The sequence below is a fragment of the Achromobacter marplatensis genome, from assembly GCF_049060505.1.
Lineage (GTDB): Bacteria > Pseudomonadota > Gammaproteobacteria > Burkholderiales > Burkholderiaceae_B > Achromobacter > Achromobacter marplatensis_A.
In genome coordinates, this window is the sequence record NZ_JBMGRB010000013.1 from 1 (window position 1) to 17,815 (window position 17,815).

Here is a 17,815-nt window from a genome sequence, read left to right on the forward strand (position 1 = left end):
ACGTCTGTGAAAGTAGGTCATCGTCAGGCTTTTATTACGCAAAACCCCACAGGTGATCCTGTGGGGTTTTGTCTTTGGGCGAACGGATTGCGATGCACGCAACCCGGGGCTGCGGCTAACGATCAGCGGAATTTATCAGCGCGGTCAGCACGTGATCGCACCAAGCGCCGTTTATTTGTAGATAAGACCGAGCTTCTCCTTCTCGCTGGAATCCCAAGCGGGATAGCAAGCGGGCGCTGCGCGTATTCTCCGGGCGGTAGTTCGCCATGATCCGGTGCAACTTCATGTTTTGGAAGACGTGCGCAATTGCGGCGGCCAGACCCTCGTGCATCAAACCCTGGCCTTGGCATCGTTGGGCAATTGAGTAGCCCAGATGGCACGCTTGGAACGCGCCCCGGACGACATTGGTGAAGTTGCAGACGCCAATGAGTTCGTCGGAATCTGGGCCAAACATCAACAAGTGAAGCGCGTCTTCGTTTATGTTTCGCTGGGCCATCGCTTGTAGCCGTTCGGCGACCGCATAGGGTTCAAAAAAAGCCGCATGGCGCAACGGTTCCCAGGGTTGCAGATAGTTTTGATTTTCCAGCAAATAGGTCCGAACGCTGGCGGCATGGGACACCGCTGCGGGGACTAGGCGTAGCCTTGGCGTGCTGAACTCAGTGAGCGACAAGCGCGGCCTTGGCGTAATGGCCCTGCTGGAGAAAGCGGTGGGAAGGGGAATCATGATGCCTTTTCGGTGGGGAGCGGGCAGCCCTGCTCAATCCTGGCCGCGCAAGTACTGTTGGCGATCGATGCCGTGGCGCTGGAGTTTGTCGTAGAAAGTCTTGCGGGGAATGCCAAGCGCCTCAAGCGTGGCTTTGATGTCGCCTTGGTGCGTGGAGAGCGCATCGCGTATGAGTTGCGCTTCGAAACGCTCGATCCGCTCCGGCAGGCTTTGTGCGGCATCGTGCGCGGTGGGGGTGTCGAAAGCCGGGCTGCCCAATACGCCGAGGACCACGCGTTCAGCGAAATGGGCGAGTTCCCGGACGTTCCCCGGCCAGTCGTGCGTCATGACGTACTGCCTGATCGAGGGAGGCATGTCCGGAATATCGCGGTTGAAGCGGCGCGAGGCATGGCCGAGATAGTGCGCAAAGAGCAGGGGGATGTCGTCTCGGCGTTCGCGCAACGGCGGAATCCGGATCGTGACGACATTGAGTCGGTAGAACAGGTCTTCGCGGAACTTGCCCCGGATGGCGGGGCTGCCCAAGTCTTCCTTGGTGGCCGCCACGATGCGCAGATCCAGATTCCGGACGTCATTGCTGCCTAGTGGCGTGATCTGGCGAGATTCCAGCACACGCAGCAGCTTGACCTGCACGGACAAGGGCATGCTTTCGATTTCGTCCAGGAATAACGTGCCGCCGCTGGCGTGTTCGATGCGGCCAATGCGTTTTTTATGCGCGCCGGTAAAGGCGCCGGGCTCATGTCCGAATAGCTCGCTTTCGATGACGCTTTCAGGCAAGGCGCCACAGTTGATCGCGACGAGCGCACGATGTCGACGGCGGCTGAGGCGATGGAGCGCGGTGGCCACGACTTCCTTGCCTGTGCCGGTCTCGCCTTCGACCAGTACGTCGACATCCGCGTCTGCGATGTGCCGCAGCGTCTGTTTGATGCGTTGCATGGCCGGCGTGGCGCCAATGAAGGGCACGTCGTCGGCTTCCAACGCGAACGCGGCTTCGCGCAGACGGCGGTTCTCGAGGACCAGATGCCGTTTTTCGGTGGCATGGGTGATGGCGGTCAGGAGGCGGTCGGGCGGATAGGGCTTGGCCAGGAAATCGTAGGCGCCGTCACGCATGCACTGCACGGCGGTGGCGATATCGCCATGGCCGGTAATGAGGATGACGGGGAGTTCGGGGTCGATATCGCGCAATCGATGGAATAACTGCAGGCCATCGATATCGGGCATGCGGATGTCAGTCACCACTACCCCGTCGAAATCCCGGTCCAGACCGGAGAGCGCGGCGCGGGCGGAACCGTATGCCTCCACCGCCATGCCGTGCAGTTTCAGGGTCTGGACGTTTGCCCGCCGTAGGTCTTCGTCGTCATCGATGAAGATGACACGCGGAGCGGCAGGTGCGCTGGGCCGATGCTCTAGCGATGCGCGGGCTACGGGTGCGGATGCGGGGAAGTCAGGAGCGCGGTTCATGGCGTCAAGGCCCGAAGAGAGGTTTCGGGGGCTGCCTTTTGCAGCGTTAAGGTGAACATGGCCCCCTGCTGAGGACCGTGCGGGGTCGGGAAGTCGGGATCGCTGGGATGCGCCGCGCGCAATTCACCACCGAATTCGGTGACGATGTCTCGGCAAATAACGAGTCCCAGGCCCAGGCCTTCCGGTTTGCTTGTATGAAATGGCGTGAACAGCCGCGCCCGGGCGTCTGGCGACAGGCCCGGGCCGTTGTCGCTGACGTGCACTTGTACCGTTGCGCCCAGGTCTTGCAGGGCGACGATGACGTGGCCGTTCGGTCGACCCTCCAGCGCTTCCAGGGCGTTCTGAAGCAGGTTGACAAGCACCTGCTCCAATCGGACGCGGTTAGCGCGGACCAGGAAGTCCTGTGTTTCCGGTGGCCGCTGAAGGGTGACGCCCTGTCGACGGGCCCGCGGACCGACCAGCAACAAGGCGCCGTCCAGCGCTTCTTTCAGGCGGGTGGGGCCAACCGAGGCGCCGGCTTTGCGCGAAAATGCGCGCAGTTCGCCGGTTATTTGCCCGATGCGTTCGGTCAGCGTGGCGATGGTGCCGAGGTTCTCCTGTGCGGAACCGACGTCCTGGCGTCGAAGAAACTCGGTTGCATTGTCTGCGTAGGCGCGAATGGCGGCGACAGGTTGATTGATTTCGTGCGCGACGCCGGCGGCCACCTGGCCCAGCAAAGCAAGTTTGCTGGCTTGCACGAGTTCATCCTGCATGGTGTGCAGCCGGGCTTCGGTACGCTGGCGCTCGTCCATTTCGGCTGTCAGTTGCTCGTTCACGTTCAGCAACTGGGCCGTGCGTTCGTCCACCAACGCCGCCAATTGCGCCTGGACGGCCGCATGTTGTTCGGCGCGTTCGCGGTGGCGCTGCCGCCTGACCACCGCGATGCCGAATGCCGCCGCCAGCAGGCTCAAGGCTAGCAATGCACCCAATTGAGCGTTGGCGCTGGCCTGAGCCATGGCCGTTTGCACGGGCGACAACAGATGCAAGGTCCAGCCGGGCGATTCCACGATGGGAAGCGTCGTGTGCAACAACGGTGCGCCCTTGGGCAACGGCGGCACGGGGCCGTCGGTGCGCACCAGGTTGCCGGTGCTGACCGGCGTGAGCGGCGGCGATAGCGGCAGGGGCCGGAATTGGGCGTCGCCGAATTGCAGGCCGGTGCGCAGGCTTTGCGCCAAACCGGGCGCGAGCGGCGCCAGGACATCGAAGCGCCAGTTGGGAATGCTGCCCAGCAGCACCACGCCGTGGTCGTCGGTAACGAAGATCGGGGCCGTGGACTGGCGCCAGTCGGACTCGAGGTCGCGGAAATCCACCTTCAGCACGATGACGCCCAACAGGTTGCCATGGGTATCGTCGATTCGCCGCGACAGGTACAGGCCGGCTTCGTGGCTGACTGTGCCCAGCGCGAAGTGCTCAGCGAAACCGTGGGTGAGCGCGCCCTTGAAGTATGGCCGGAACTGGTAGTCGACACCGACGAACGTGGCCGGTTCGCGCCAGTTGCTAGCGGCGATGGCCAAGCCCTGCTTGTCGAGCAAATAGATGGCCGACGCGCCAACGCCGCGGCTAAGCGTGTCGAGCTTTTCGTCCAGCGATTCGATCTGGGCGGCAGAGGCGCCCTGCAAGGCAGCCCGCACGTCGACGTCTCGAGTCAACACGAAAGGCAGCGCCCGGAATTTGTCGAGGTTGTTGCGCAGCAACGCGGCATTGATCTGGCCGGCAGCCCGCGCTTGCACGGCCGCCGTCTTGACGGCTCCTTCGCGCGCCCACTGCGTGGCGACGTGCAGCACGCCGAATACAACGCCAAGGGCCATGAGGATCATGGTGGCCCGGCCCAGCCACGACCCGTTAGCCGGGGGCTGCCGATGTGGTGGCCGAGGGCTGGCATTCCAGCCGGGTCGGCCGGACGAAGACGAAGAGACGGGGCTAGGCATGATGTGTGCGATTTTTCGCACATTTTATCTGGTTTTGTGCGGATTTCCGCCTTCCGCTGCTTGCGAAGCCGCCGGGAAATCGAAGAAACAGCGATATATCAATGGCTTGGCGGTGTGGCCAACGTTTTTCTTATCTGGCACGGCGTTTGCATATATCGATGCAAGCCGGACATCGACCGTTCGGTGAAATGGCCTTGCGGCGATAACGCAGGGCCACAAAACAGATAACGCTCCGTCGCCCGTCGCGCTCGATCGCCCGGGGCAGGGGCATTGGTGGGGACAAACCCAATGATCGACGTGGATCACGGCGCGCCTGCGCGCAAGCTCAAGTTTTATCAAATTCTCTACGTGCAGGTGATTTTCGCCATTGTGGTGGGCGTTTTGCTGGGCGCGTTCAAGCCTGAACTCGGGCAGCAGATGCAGCCACTGGGCGACGCCTTCATCAAGCTGGTGAAGATGATCATCGCCCCGGTGATCTTCCTGACCGTGGCATCCGGCATCGCCGCCATGAGCGACCTGAAGAAGGTCGGCCGCGTGGCGGGCAAGGCCATGCTGTATTTCCTGACTTTCTCGACGCTGGCGCTGATCATGGGCATGCTGGTCAGCCATCTGGTCCAGCCGGGCGCCGGCATGCATATCGACCCCAGTACGCTGGATCAGAAGGCGGTGGCGAGCTACGTGGCGAAGGCCCACGATTCGACCATCACCGGCTTTCTGATGAACATCATCCCGACGACGATCTTCAGCCCCTTCGTGGGGGGTGACATTCTTCAGGTGCTGTTCGTGGCGGTGCTGTTCGGCATTGCGCTGGCGATGGTGGGCGAGCGCGGCAAGCCCATCCTGAACTTCATGACGGCATTGGCCCAGCCTATCTTCAAGCTGGTCGCCATCTTGATGAAGGCCGCGCCGATTGGTGCTTTTGGCGCAATGGCGTTCACTATCGGCAAGTACGGCATCAAGTCGGTCGTGAACCTGGCGATGCTGGTCGGCACGTTCTATGCCACGTCGGTGCTTTTCGTGGTGGTGGTGCTGGGCCTGGTTGCTCGCTATAACGGCTTCTCGATCCTGAAGCTGGTACGTTACATCCGTGAAGAGCTGCTGCTGGTGCTGGGTACGAGCTCGTCCGAAGCCGCGCTGCCTACTTTGATGCAGAAGATGGAGCGCGCGGGCTGTTCGAAGTCCGTGGTGGGGCTGGTCGTGCCTACGGGATATTCGTTCAACCTGGACGGTACCAACATCTACATGACGATGGCGGCGCTGTTCATCGCGCAGGCTTGCGATATTCCCTTGTCGCTGGGCGATCAGATACTGCTGTTGGCCGTCGCGATGTTGAGCTCCAAGGGCGCCGCGGGCGTCACCGGCGCGGGTTTCATCACCTTGGCCGCGACGTTGTCGGTCGTGCCGTCCGTGCCGATCGCCGGTATGACGCTGATCCTGGGCGTGGACCGCTTCATGTCGGAATGCCGGGCGCTGACGAACCTGGTCGGCAACGCGACGGCTGCCGTCGTGGTCGCCCGCTGGGAAGGCGAGTTGGATCAGGAACAGTTGCACGCGGCGCTTGATGGCCAGGCGCCCGCACTACCCGAGATGCCTCAGGCCGCTGCGCCGGCCCGGACGCCGCTGAGCCACACGGCCTGATTCGCGGGGCCAGTCGCTTCAGGGCGTCTGGATGCCTGCGGCCCGCAGCAAGTTGGCGGTTTCAAACAGCGGCAAGCCCATCACGCCGGTGTAGCTGCCCGAGATATGTGCGATGAAGCTGCCGGCCAAGCCCTGGATGCCATAGGCGCCGGCCTTGCCGAAGGGTTCGCCGCTGTCGCAATAGCGGCCGATTTCATCGTCGGTCAGTTCGCGCATACGGACTTGCGTGATGGAAACGGCTTCCAGCAATTGGTCGCCAGCCCAGAGGGCGACGGCGGTATGGACGTCGTGCGTGGCGCCGGACAGCGCGCGCAGGATGCGAATGGCGTCGTCACGGTCGGCGGGTTTGCCCAACACGACGCCATCCAGGACGACCGTGGTGTCCGCCGCCAAGAGCGGCAGCGTCGGCAATGCCTGGCTGCGCATCCAGTCGCGCCCACGCAAAGCCTTGTCGCTGGCGGTTCGCCGCACGTAGTCGGCGGCGCTTTCGCCAGGATGCTGGGGTTCGTCTTCGCCAGGTGGCGCAGGCACCCGCAAGACTTCGTGGGTCAGGCCGATCTGCGTCAGCAGTTCGCGTCGCCGCGGACTGGCAGAGGCAAGATAGAGGCGGGCGGGGGACTCGGAGCCGATGGTCTGGGACATGCGGGAACAGGATGGGCGTCGGCCCGACCAGCGGTCAGGCGCGGTGGTAGGGATGGTTGGTCATGATGGCCCAGGCGCGGTAGAGCTGCTCGGCCAGCACCACGCGCACCATGGGGTGGGGCAGCGTGAGGGAGGACAGGCGCAATTGCCCGCTGCACGAGGCCTTCAGGTCGGCGTCCAGGCCATCCGGCCCGCCAACAAGGAAAGCGACGTCTTGTCCGCCTGCTCGCCACTGCTCCAGCTTTTGCGACAAGGCCATCGTCGTGAGGTCGCGGCCGCGTTCATCCAGCGCCAGGCGTAATGCGCCGGCGGGCAACGCGGTTTCGATGCGCTTGGCTTCCGCCGCCATCATCTGCGCCGGCGTCTTGCCGGTGGTGCGGGGTTCTGGCTTGATCTCGCGCAGTTCCAGCGCGCAATCGGCCGGAAGGCGTTTGGCGTAGTCGGCCCAGGCGGTCTCCACCCAGTCCGGCATCCGCGTGCCCACGGCCGCAACGATCAGTTTCACGGCAAGACTCAGCTTTCGGCGTCGTCGTAGCCGCTGTCGGTGGGGATCGGCGCCGCGCGGGTGGATTCGGGCAGGAGCTTCACGCGCACCGGCTTGCCGCCCCAGATCTCTTCCAGGTTGTAGTACTGGCGGATGGCGGGCTGCATGATGTGCACGACGACGTCGCCCAAGTCGACGACGACCCATTCACCGGTGTCCTCGCCTTCGATGGTGATGCCGGACAAGCTCAGGGCGCGGCCGCTGTCTGCCACGCTGGAGGCGAGGGCGCGGGTCTGGCGGTTGGAGGTGGCGCTTGCAATCACGACGCGATCGAACAGGCTCGTCAGATGCGTGGTGTTGTAGACCTTGATGTCTTGCGCCTTGACGTCTTCGAGGGCATCGATGACGGCGCGTTGGAGTTTCGTTATATCCATAGCTGCAAATATAACCCGCGGACGGACGGCGGATGCCGGCTCCGTGGCGCTTTGGGCGCCCGGCGGGTGTGGGTTTATCGGTAAAGCTGGTGCGCCGCAATATAAGCAGCGACAGCGGGAGGCAGCAAACCATCGGTGGATTCGCCGGCGGCGAGGCGCCGGCGGATCTCGGAGGCGGATACCGCCATGGGGGCAAAGGGCAGTTCTTCCAGGCGGCGCCCATGTTGGTCCAGCCAGGTGGCCAGCTCTGCCGGGGGCGCGAGCGGGGTGCCGGGGCGGGTCGCCACCGCCAAATCCACCAGGCTGGCGATGTCTTGCCAGTTGCGCCAGGTGCAGAAATTGGCCAGTTGGTCGGCGCCCAGCAACCAGGCATAGCGCGCGTCGCGGGGCAGGGCGCGCAACGTGTCGATCGTGTAAGTGGGGCCGCCGCGTTCGATTTCGATTGGGTTGACGACCAGGCCGTCGTGACCGGCAATCGCCAGTTCAAGCATGTCGCAGCGTTGTTCGCCGGTGGCGTGCAAGGCCGCGCGTTGCCAGGGATTGGCGGCGGGGATCAGGTGGACCGCTGCCAAGCCGAGCGTCTGCAGGGCATTTTGCGCCAAGGCGAGGTGCGCGACGTGGACGGGGTCGAAACTGCCGCCCAGGAGGCCGATGCGCTTCAAATCCAGTCCCGTGGTGTCAGGTAGGCGGCAAGTCCCGCTTCCGGGGTGCCGGCTTCCGGCTGCCAATCGTAACGCCACTGCGCCAGCGGCGGCATGGACAGCAGGATCGATTCTGTGCGGCCGCCCGACTGCAGCCCGAATAGCGTGCCGCGGTCGAATACCAGGTTGAATTCGACGTAGCGGCCGCGGCGGTAGGCTTGAAAGTCGCGCTCGCGTTCTGTGTAGGCAAGCCCCCGGCGGCGTTCGACAATAGGCAGGTAGCTGGGCAGGAACGCATCGCCGACCGAGCGCGTCAGGGCGAACGAGGCGTCGAATCCGGGGGCATTCAGGTCGTCGAAGAAAATACCGCCAATACCGCGGGTTTCATTGCGGTGCTTCAAGAAGAAGTACTCGTCGCACCAGCGCTTGTAGCGCGGATAGTATTCGGCGCCGTGCGCTGCGAGCGCGTCCCGGCACACCGTATGGAAGTGCCGGGCGTCTTCTTCGAAGGGGTAATAGGGAGTCAGGTCGATGCCGCCGCCAAACCAGAAAACGTCGGATTCGTCATGACCGGGGCGGGCCGCCGCCATGAACATCCGCACATTCATGTGCGTGGTGGGCACGTAGGGGTTGCGGGGGTGCAGCACCATCGACACGCCCATCGCTTCCCAGCCGCGCCCCGCCAGTTCAGGGCGGTGGGCGCTGGCGGACGGGGGCAGCTTCGTGCCCTTGACGTGGCTGAACAGCACGCCAGCCCGTTCGAACAGCTTGCCGCCTTCAAGCAGGCGCGACAAGCCGCCGCCGCCTTCGGGCCGGACCCATTCATCGGCACGGAAGGCGCTGCCTTCCGCCGCTTCCAGGGCGCCGACAATGCGGGCCTGCAAGCCGGTGAAGTAGTCGCGGACGGTGGCGACGGGCAAGACGTTCATCTATCGCTTTCCGTTCAGGCTTGGGACTTGGGCTTTTGCTGGGACGGCTTGAGCGCGCGCCAGCCGATATCGCTGCGGTACTGGCGGCCATCGAAATGGATGCCATCGATAGCTTCGTACACGCGGTCGCGCGCCATCTTGACCGAGTCGCCCAGCGCCGTGACGCAAAGCACGCGGCCGCCGGTGGTTTTGGTTTCGTCGCCGTCGAGTTCGGTGGCAGCGTGAAAGACCATGCAGTCTTCGGCGTCGGCGGGCAGGCCGCGGATCACGTCGCCCGTGCGTGGGGTGTTCGGGTAGTTGTGCGAAGCCAGCACCACGCCAAGCGCCGTGCGGCGGTCCCAGACGATGTCGGCCTGGTTCAGCGTGCCTTCCACGGCGTGCTCAAGGGCGTCGAGCAGGTCGCTCTTGACGCGCATCATGATGGGCTGCGTTTCCGGATCGCCCATGCGGCAGTTGAATTCCAGGGTCTTGATGGCGCGGTCGGGATCATCGCCGGGGGCGATCATCAGGCCGGCGTACAAAAAGCCCGTATAGGGGATGCCGTCGCGCGTCATGCCCTGCACGGTCGGCAGGATGATTTCGCGCATGATGCGGTGATGGAGTTCGGGCGTGACCACCGGGGCAGGAGAATAGGCGCCCATGCCGCCCGTGTTGGGACCCTGATCGCCATCCTGCAGGCGTTTGTGGTCCTGGCTGGTTGCCAGCGCCAGCACGTTGCGGCCGTCGCACATGACGATGAAGCTGGCTTCTTCGCCCACCAGGCATTCTTCGATGACGACGCGCGCGCCGGCGGCGCCCATCGAGCCGTCCCCCAGCATGGCGTCGACGGCGGCATGGGCCTCTTCCAGCGTGGCGGCGACCACGACGCCCTTGCCGGCGGCCAGGCCGTCGGCCTTGATCACGATCGGGGCGCCTTCCTTATCGATATAGGCGTGGGCCAGGGCCGGATCGGTGAAGGTCTCGTAGCGGGCGGTCGGGATGTTGTGCCGGACCATGAAGGCCTTGGCGTAGTCTTTCGAGCTTTCCAGCTGCGCGGCGGCCTTGGTGGGGCCGAAGATCTTCAGGCCACGGGCGCGGAACACGTCCACGACGCCTGCCGCCAGCGGCGCTTCCGGGCCGACGACCGTCAGGGCGATACCTTCGCGCTGGACGAAATCAGCCAATTCCTCGGCATTGGTGAGCGCGATGTTTTCCATCTGCTCGGCCCGTTGCGTGCCGCCGTTGCCCGGAGCGACGTACACCTTGTGTACGCGCGGGGAGCGGGCCAGCCGCCAGGCGAGGGCATGTTCGCGGCCGCCCGAGCCAATAACCAGGAGTTTCATGTTGCGTGAGTCTGAAGGTTGCCACTGGCGCGCGGGCGGCCCATGCCGGCCGCGCGCCAAGAGGGGGATTTACTGCGCTTCGTCGAAAATGACGGTCGTATAGACTTCCTGCACGTCGTCCAGGCCTTCCAGGGCGTCGAGCAGTTTCTGCATCTTGATGGCGTCTTCGCCGGCCAGCTCGGTTTCGTTCAGGGCCTTCATGACGATGCCGTCGACTTCGGCCTTCAGGCCGGCGTCGTCGAATGCCTTGCGGACGGCGGCGTAGTCTGCCGGCGCGCACACGACTTCGATCACGCCTTCTTCGTCGGTCAGGACGTCTTCGGCGCCTGCTTCCAGCGCGGCTTCCATGACCTTGTCTTCCGGCGTGCCGGGGGCGAACACGAATTGGCCGCAGTGCTTGAACATGAAGGCCACCGAGCCTTCCTGGCCCAGGTTGCCGCCGTTCTTGGCGAAGGCGTGGCGGACTTCCGCCACGGTGCGGGTGCGGTTGTCGGTCATGCAATCGACGATGACCGCCGCGCCGCCGATGCCGTAGCCTTCGTAGCGGACTTCCTCGTAGGCGTCGCCGTCGGCGCCGCCCGCGCCACGCTGGATGGCGCGCTGGATGTTGTCCTTGGGCATGTTGGCGTCGGTCGCCTTGTCCCAGGCCATGCGCAAGCGCGGATTGCTGTCCGGGTCGGGGCCGCCGGCGCGCGCCGCCACGGTGATTTCACGAATGATCTTGGTCCAGAGCTTTCCGCGCTTGGCGTCTTGACGGCCTTTGCGGTGCTGAATATTGGCCCATTTGCTGTGTCCGGCCATGGCTTCCCAGGATAAATTGTCTGCAAAAACGGCATTTTACCGTGCCGGCGGTCCGCGCGCCCGGGAGGGGCGCGCGTGTGTCCTTATTGCCACGCGCACAAGCCGCGCGGCAGGCTCTACACTTGGGCATCCCACTGATTCTCTGGTCCGGAGCGTTGCGCATGCCCAACCCCATCGTCATTGCTAAAAATGCACAGGCCGAGTTGGCGCTGCTGCCCGCCCTGGCCAACCGGCATGGCTGCATCACCGGCGCCACCGGCACCGGCAAGACCGTCACGCTGCAGGTCCTGGCCGAGTCGTTCTCGCGCATCGGCACGCCGGTCTTCATGGCCGACGTGAAGGGTGACCTGACCGGTATTTCCCAGGCGGGCTCGGCCAGCCCCAAGCTGGCCGAGCGCCTGAAGAGCCTGGGCCTGGCCGAGCCCGCCTGGGCCGCCAGCCCGGTCACGCTATGGGACGTCTTCGGCGAGCAAGGGCTGCCGGTGCGCGCCACCATCACCGACATGGGGCCGCTGCTGCTGTCGCGCATCCTGGAATTGAACGACACGCAGGAAGGGGTGCTGACCCTGGTTTTCAAGGTTGCGGACGACGAAGGCCAGTTGCTGCTGGATTTGAAAGACCTGCGGGCCATGCTCCAGAACGTGGCCGACCGCTCCGCCGAGCTCAAGACCCGCTACGGCAACGTGTCGTCGGCCAGCGTGGGGGCCATCCAGCGCGGTCTGCTGGCGCTGGAGTCGCAGGGGGCCGAAAAATTCTTTGGCGAACCCATGCTGGATGTGGCCGATCTGATGCGCACGGACGCCCAGGGGCACGGCATGGTCAATGTGCTGGCTGCCGACAAACTTATGCAGGCGCCGCGCCTGTACGCCATTTTCCTGCTGTGGCTGCTGGCGGACCTTTACGAAAAGCTGCCCGAAGTGGGAGACATGGACCAGCCCAAACTGGTTTTCTTCTTCGACGAGGCGCACCTGCTGTTCAACGACGCGCCGCCGGCGCTGCTGAACAAGATCGAGCAGGTCGTGCGCCTGGTGCGGTCCAAGGGGGTGGGCGTTTACTTCGTTACGCAGAATCCGTTGGATATTCCCGATACCGTGCTTGGGCAGTTGGGTAACCGGGTGCAACACGCCTTGCGGGCGTTCACGCCACGCGACCAGAAGGCCGTGAAGACGGCGGCGCAGACGATGCGCCCGAATCCGGGTCTGGATGTCGAAGCGGCCATTACTGAACTGGGCGTCGGGGAAGCGCTGGTGTCGCTGCTGGACGCCAAGGGCCGGCCCATGCCGACCGAGCGCGCCTTCATCGTGCCGCCGGCCAGCCGGATTGGCCCGGCGACGGATGCCGAGCGCCAAGTATTGCGCCAGGGCAGCCCCATGGCGGCCAAGTACGAAAAGGCCATCGATCGGGAGTCCGCCTACGAGGTCTTGGCGGGCCGCGCCGCCACGCCGACGGACGCCGCGCCAACCTCGGGCGCGCCGGGCAGGCCAGGCAAGCCGGTGGACGCCGAAGCGCCAGCCGAGACGTCGGGCGGCGGTCTGATGGACAGCCTGAACGACGTTCTGTTCGGATCGACCGGGCCGCGGGGCGGCAAGCGTGACGGCGTTGTCCAGACCATGGCCAAAAGCACCGTCCGTTCGATCGCCCGGGAACTGACTCGAGGCATATTAGGGTCGCTGCTGGGATCCAAAAGCCGGCGCTGATACGGCCGCGTTGCCATTCACAAAATGCAACACCACCGTTTTGTAACGGGGGGTGTTGCGGCGCGCCCGTTTATGCCTATGATTCTGGGCAGTCTATCAAAGGAAAACTAAGGAAACGTGGTGGCTAAGAAACACAAAATTGCGGTGATTCCAGGAGACGGGATTGGCAAGGAGGTCGTGCCGGAAGGGTTGAAAGTGCTGGACGCCGTTGCGGCGCGCTTCGGCATTGATTTCCAGTGGGACCATTTCGACTGGAGCTGCGACCATTACGCCAAGCACGGCAAGATGATGCCGGACGACTGGAAGGCGCAGATCGGCCAGCATGAGGCGATCTTCTTCGGTTCGATCGGTTGGCCGGCCACGGTGCCGGATCACGAAGCCCTGTGGGGCTCGCTGTTCAAGTTCCGCCGCGAATTCGACCAATACATCAATTTGCGTCCGGTGCGGCTGATGCCCGGCGTGCCGTCTCCGTTGGCTGATCGCAAGCCCGGCGATATCGACTTCTTCATCGTCCGCGAGAACACCGAAGGCGAATATTCCAATAGTGGCGGCCGCCTGTTCGAGGGCACCGAGCGCGAAGTGGTCATCCAGGAAAGCGTGTTCACGCGCATCGGCGCCGAGCGCGTCCTGAAATTCGCGTTCGAACTCGCCCAGAAGCGCGGCAAGCACTTGACGGCCGCCACCAAGTCGAACGGCATTTCGATTTCCATGCCCTGGTGGGACGAGCGCGTGGCCGACATGGCCGAAAACTATCCGGACGTGCGTTGGGACAAATATCACATCGATATCCTGTGCGCCCATTTCGTGCAGCATCCCGATTGGTTCGATGTGGTGGTGGCGTCCAACCTGTTCGGCGACATCCTTTCCGACCTGGGGCCGGCGTGCACCGGGACGATCGGCATCGCCCCGTCGGCGAACCTGAACCCCGAGCGCAAGTTTCCGTCGTTGTTCGAGCCGGTGCACGGCTCGGCGCCCGACATCTATGGCAAGGGTATTGCCAACCCGATCGGGCAGATCTGGAGCGGTGCGTTGATGCTTGATTTCCTGGGGTATCCCGAGGCGTCGGCCGCCGTGGTGAAAGCGATCGAATCGGTGCTTGCCGACGGTCCGCGCACCCGGGACATGAAGGGCAATGCTTCGACCGTCGAGGTCGGCAACGCGATTGCGTCGCTGATTTCCGCGGGATAAGTGCGCTGCGCGGACAGGGCCGGCCAAGGCGACTCGATGGAAAACTCAATCTCGCCCTTGCCCGCCCCGCCCGTCGGTGGCGGGCGGGCCGACCGCTTCGTGCGCAAACTGTTCCGCTTGCTGCGTTCGCGCACGCAAAGGCACAACCAGCATCTGTGGCCGTTCGTGCGGATATGGCGGGACCGGTCGGGGGCGATTTGCGGTTTTCGCGCTTTTGGCCGGTCGCTGCCCATTACGCCGCTGGTGCAAGGGTACGACCCCGTCGACGAAACCGTGCATCTGATCCTGAGCGGCCCGTCGGTCGCGCAGATTCCCTATGACCAGTTGGACATTCGTGCCGCGATGGGCGTCAACGGCGCGATCGCGCTGGCGCGCAAGTTCGATCTGCCCTTCAAGTACTACTGCATCATCGACCAGAACTTCGTGCGCGATCGCATTGACCTGGTGCGCGAGATCGTCGGCCGCGACCTGACGCTGTACGTGTTCCCCGAAGTGCTGCGCTACATCATGCAAGGCATTCCTCAAGCCGAGATCCGTTGCCGAATCTGCATCATCGAACTGATTTCCGAGCGCGCCTATCAACGCAGCGCCGCACCCGCCATGCTCAAACGGATCGCCGCGGCGACGCCGGACGTGCAGCTGCTGGATGCCAAGCAGGGCCTGGGCTATAGCTTCGACGCCTCGCTAGGGGTGTTCGACGCGGATACGGTGGCCTATGCGGCGTTGCAGGTACTGATGTCCGGCGGGGCGCGCCAGGTGTATGTGCATGGGCTGGATCTGACCGTGCAGCACGGCCTGCGGTTCTATGACGAAGGCGCGCAACCTCAGTCCAGCCGCTTGGCGCGCAAGTTCGAGAATCTGATCGAACCTTCGTTCCGCTTCGCGGCGGCGCAGTGGCGAGCCCGCGGCGTGTCGGTGTTCAACCTGTCTCCGGTCAGCGCCTTGTCGGCCGATATCATCGAGCGCAAGGATTGGCAGGTGTTGTTGAAAGAAGAGTCACCCATGCAAAAGGGCGCCTGATCAGGCGCCCTTTTTTTACGATGCGAGAAGTGGCGTTGCCGGCCTCAATGCGCGCCTGCCGCCGCTTCCGCCGCACCTCCACCGCCACCGCCGGCCTTGGTGGAGCGTGGGCGGGCGAACCAGACCAGTCCCGTCAAGAGCAGGAAGATGATCGCCGAGCCATAGAACACGTCTATCGCGGACATGGTGAACGCCTGCGCATTGACCAGTCCGTCCACCATGCTCAGCGCCTGCTGATGCGACATGCCCATCCCGTTCTGCAAGGTGTTCAACGTCTGGTCGAACGCCTGCTGGCCGGGTTTGGCGATCTCCGTCAGTTGCGCGTGGTGCATCGTGGCGCGGTTTTCCCACAGGGTCGTGGCGATCGAGGTGCCGAACGCGCCTGCGGTCAGACGCAGGAAGTTCGACAGCCCCGAGGCGGCGGGGATGCGCCACGGTTCAATGCTGGATAGCGTGATGGAGGTCAGCGGGACGAAGAACGCCGCCATCGCCGCGCCCTGGATGATGGTCGGCAGCATCAGCGTGCGCACGTCGGTCTGGGTATTGAAACCCGACCGCATAAAGCAGACCAGCGCGAAAATCAGGAAGGCGACGGTCACGATTTGGCGGGGGTCGCGGGTCGCCAGCATCTTGCCTACCAGCGGCGTCAGCAGGATGGCCAGCAGGCCGACGGGCGCCGTCACCAGGCCCGCGTAGGTCGCCGTATAGCCCATATTGCTTTGCAGCCACAGGGGCAGCAACACGACGTTGCCAAAGAAGACGCCGTAAGCCACCGCCAGCGTCAGCGCGCCGACCGTGAAGTTGCGGATCTTGAACAGGCGCAGGTCCACGACGGGGTGGGCATCGGTCAGTTCCCAGATCAGAAAGAAGACGAACGCAACGAAGGCGGTCGCGGCCAACGCGATGATGGTCGGGCTGGCGAACCAGTCAAGCTCCTTGCCCTTGTCCAGCATAATCTGCAAGGCGCCGACCCAAACGACCAGCAGTACCAGGCCCAATTTGTCGATGGGCAACTTGCGGGTCAACGATTCCCGGTTGCCATAGATGCGCCAACTGATCCAGGCGGCCAGCAGGCCGACCGGCACGTTGATGTAGAAGATCCACGGCCATGTGTAGTTGTCCGATATCCAGCCGCCCAGCAAGGGCCCCGCCACTGGCGCGACCAGCGTGGTCATGGACCAGACCGCCAGCGCCATGCCCGCCTTGGACTTGGGGAAGCTGGCCAGCATCAGCGTCTGGGACAGCGGGATCATCGGGCCGGCCACCGCGCCTTGCAGCACGCGGAAGGCGATCAGCGCTTCCAGCGACGGCGAAAAGCCGCACAGCCATGACGCCAGCACGAACAGCAGCGTCGAAATCAGGAACAGCCGGACCTGGCCGAAGCGCTGCGTCAACCAGCCGGTCAGCGGCACGGTGATGGCGTTGGCGACGGCGAACGAGGTGATCACCCAGGTGCCCTGGCTGGAACTCACGCCCAGGTCGCCCGAGATAGTGGGGATGGATACGTTCGCGATCGACGTGTCCAGCACGTTCATGAACACCGCGGTGGACAGCGCGATAGACCCGATGATGCGGGTCGCGCCTTCCAGCGGCGGGTAAGTGCCTGCCGGCAGGACCGGCGGCACGTCGGGCGCGCCAGCGCCCGCGGGCTGGGCGGTCGTGCTCATGATGCCAGGTTGTCCTGGATGATTTTGGTGATCATGGTGTCGACTTCATCATGCGCGGGCTCGAAGGCGCGGGTGGACCAAGCCGGTTCCTTGCGGGAAGCCTGCGTCAACGGTTCGCCTTCCTGCGTGCCCACATCGACTTCGACATCCATGGACAGGCCGACGCGCAACGGATGGGACTTCAGGTCCTCCGGGTCCAGCGTGATGCGCACGGGCACGCGCTGCACCACCTTGATCCAGTTGCCCGTGGCGTTCTGTGCCGGCAGCAGCGCGAAAGCGCTGCCCGTGCCGGCGTCCAGGCCCGAAATCTTGCCGTGATAGGTCACCGCGCTGCCGTACAGGTCGGCCACCATCTTGACCGGCTGGCCGATGCGCATCTTGCGCAACTGGCCTTCCTTGAAGTTGGCTTCCACCCAGACCTGGTCCAGCGGAACCACTGTCATCAGCGCGTTGCCGGGGGCGACGCGTTGGCCCACCTGCACGCTGCGGCGGGCGATGACGCCGCCCACCGGCGCCGGCAGCACGGTGCGCGACTGCGCCAGCCAGGCGTTGCGCAAGCCGGCTGCGGCTTGCAGCACGTCGGGGTGGTTGGCAACGGTCGTGCCCTGCGTCAATGCCTGGTTGGTGGCCAGTTTGGCGCGCGACGCCGCTAACGAGGCGCGGGCTTGCGCCAGGCCGGATTGGGCGGACTTCAGCGCGGCTTCGGCGTGCAGGATTTCTTCGCCGCTGACACCGCCGGATTTGGCCAGCTGTTGCCGACGGCTGACGTCGCTTTGTGCGCGGGTCAGTTCGGCCTGGGCGCGCATGATGTCGGCGTTGCGCAGATCGACATCGGCGGCCAATGCGTCATTTTGTACGTAATAGGTGCGGACCTGCCGCACCATCTGCGCCAGTTTGGCCTGGGCCTGTTGCAGGGCGACGTCGGTATCGGCCGGGTCCAGGCGCACCAGCGGCTGGCCGGCAACGACGGTTTCGGTGTCGTCGGCTTCGATGGCGATGACCGTGCCGGGCACTTGCGGCGTGATCTGCACCAGGTTGCCGTGCACGTAGGCGTCGTCGGTGCTTTCGAAATGGGCACCGAACAAGGCCCACCAGATGCCATAGGCAATGGCGACAAGAATGAAGGCGCCGGTGGCCAGCAGCAACAGGCGTTTACGAGCGGGATTGGTCGTGGGGGTGGCAGCGTTCATGACGTCTGGATCC

The 17,815-nt window shown here is 64.3% G+C and carries 16 protein-coding genes; 4 read left to right on the forward strand and 12 right to left on the reverse strand.

What is annotated here, in order from left to right:
* Positions 1–115 precede the first annotated feature (115 nt).
* The 3 genes from rimJ to ACI0FO_RS26215 are packed head-to-tail and all read right to left on the reverse strand — an operon-like array spanning position 116 to position 4,029.
* Positions 116–724 carry a ribosomal protein S5-alanine N-acetyltransferase gene (rimJ, locus tag ACI0FO_RS26205; RefSeq protein WP_416031569.1) on the reverse strand — a complete coding sequence of 203 codons (609 nt, stop codon included), beginning with the start codon at positions 722–724 and terminating at the stop codon, positions 116–118.
* Positions 725–757: 33 nt separating this feature from the next.
* A complete protein-coding gene (locus tag ACI0FO_RS26210) occupies positions 758–2,182 on the reverse strand; it encodes a sigma-54-dependent transcriptional regulator (RefSeq protein WP_416031570.1) in 1,425 nt (474 codons plus the stop codon).
* Positions 2,179–4,029, reverse strand: coding sequence for a sensor histidine kinase (locus ACI0FO_RS26215; RefSeq protein ID WP_416031571.1), 1,851 nt, complete (start codon positions 4,027–4,029; stop codon positions 2,179–2,181). Before ACI0FO_RS26215 ends, ACI0FO_RS26210 begins: the two co-directional genes overlap by 4 nt.
* Positions 4,030–4,437: 408 nt before the next feature.
* On the opposite strand from ACI0FO_RS26215, the gene ACI0FO_RS26220 reads away from it, so the two are divergent.
* A complete protein-coding gene (locus tag ACI0FO_RS26220; RefSeq protein WP_416031572.1) occupies positions 4,438–5,787 on the forward strand; it encodes a dicarboxylate/amino acid:cation symporter in 1,350 nt (449 codons plus the stop codon).
* A gap of 18 nt (positions 5,788–5,805) precedes the next feature.
* On the opposite strand, the gene ACI0FO_RS26225 is transcribed toward ACI0FO_RS26220, so the two are convergent.
* From ACI0FO_RS26225 to ACI0FO_RS26255, 7 genes are all read right to left on the reverse strand, one after another.
* Positions 5,806–6,429 carry a Maf family protein gene (locus tag ACI0FO_RS26225; protein ID WP_416031573.1) on the reverse strand — a complete coding sequence of 208 codons (624 nt, stop codon included), beginning with the start codon at positions 6,427–6,429 and terminating at the stop codon, positions 5,806–5,808.
* 34 nt (positions 6,430–6,463) lie between these two features.
* Positions 6,464–6,934 (reverse strand): 23S rRNA (pseudouridine(1915)-N(3))-methyltransferase RlmH, encoded by a 471-nt coding sequence (gene rlmH, locus ACI0FO_RS26230; RefSeq protein WP_416031574.1) that lies wholly within the window; start codon positions 6,932–6,934, stop codon positions 6,464–6,466.
* Between the two features lie 8 nt (positions 6,935–6,942).
* A complete protein-coding gene (gene rsfS, locus ACI0FO_RS26235; RefSeq protein WP_105560033.1) occupies positions 6,943–7,347 on the reverse strand; it encodes a ribosome silencing factor in 405 nt (134 codons plus the stop codon).
* A 74-nt stretch (positions 7,348–7,421) separates the two neighbouring features.
* Positions 7,422–8,009, reverse strand: a complete 588-nt coding sequence (gene nadD / locus ACI0FO_RS26240) for a nicotinate (nicotinamide) nucleotide adenylyltransferase (protein ID WP_416031575.1) — start codon at positions 8,007–8,009, stop codon at positions 7,422–7,424.
* Positions 8,006–8,917 carry an oxygen-dependent coproporphyrinogen oxidase gene (hemF, locus tag ACI0FO_RS26245; protein WP_416031576.1) on the reverse strand — a complete coding sequence of 304 codons (912 nt, stop codon included), beginning with the start codon at positions 8,915–8,917 and terminating at the stop codon, positions 8,006–8,008. The genes nadD and hemF overlap by 4 nt, the downstream gene beginning before the upstream one ends.
* A 14-nt stretch (positions 8,918–8,931) precedes the next feature.
* The gene (purD, locus tag ACI0FO_RS26250) at positions 8,932–10,239 is read right to left on the reverse strand and encodes a phosphoribosylamine--glycine ligase (protein ID WP_416031577.1); all 1,308 of its coding nucleotides are present in this window, start codon (positions 10,237–10,239) and stop codon (positions 8,932–8,934) included.
* A 69-nt stretch (positions 10,240–10,308) separates the two neighbouring features.
* Entirely contained in the window at positions 10,309–11,040 is a 732-nt protein-coding gene (locus ACI0FO_RS26255) for a YebC/PmpR family DNA-binding transcriptional regulator (protein WP_006227564.1), read from the reverse strand.
* 161 nt (positions 11,041–11,201) lie between these two features.
* Between ACI0FO_RS26255 and ACI0FO_RS26260 the strand changes: the two genes are divergently transcribed.
* The 3 genes from ACI0FO_RS26260 (at position 11,202) to ACI0FO_RS26270 (ending at position 14,945) form a co-directional block, all read left to right on the forward strand.
* A complete protein-coding gene (locus tag ACI0FO_RS26260; protein WP_416031578.1) occupies positions 11,202–12,737 on the forward strand; it encodes a helicase HerA-like C-terminal domain-containing protein in 1,536 nt (511 codons plus the stop codon).
* Positions 12,738–12,857: 120 nt separating this feature from the next.
* Positions 12,858–13,925, forward strand: coding sequence for a tartrate dehydrogenase (locus ACI0FO_RS26265; RefSeq protein WP_416031579.1), 1,068 nt, complete (start codon positions 12,858–12,860; stop codon positions 13,923–13,925).
* 36 nt (positions 13,926–13,961) lie between these two features.
* Complete coding sequence (locus ACI0FO_RS26270) at positions 13,962–14,945, forward strand: hypothetical protein (RefSeq protein WP_416031580.1); 984 nt, start codon at positions 13,962–13,964, stop codon at positions 14,943–14,945.
* A gap of 44 nt (positions 14,946–14,989) precedes the next feature.
* Here ACI0FO_RS26270 and ACI0FO_RS26275 read toward each other — a convergent pair whose 3' ends face one another.
* Both ACI0FO_RS26275 and ACI0FO_RS26280 read right to left on the reverse strand, forming a co-directional pair.
* A complete protein-coding gene (locus ACI0FO_RS26275) occupies positions 14,990–16,612 on the reverse strand; it encodes a DHA2 family efflux MFS transporter permease subunit (RefSeq protein WP_416031581.1) in 1,623 nt (540 codons plus the stop codon).
* A complete protein-coding gene (locus ACI0FO_RS26280; RefSeq protein WP_416031582.1) occupies positions 16,609–17,802 on the reverse strand; it encodes an efflux RND transporter periplasmic adaptor subunit in 1,194 nt (397 codons plus the stop codon). The genes ACI0FO_RS26275 and ACI0FO_RS26280 overlap by 4 nt, the downstream gene beginning before the upstream one ends.
* Between the last annotated feature and the right edge of the window lie 13 nt (positions 17,803–17,815).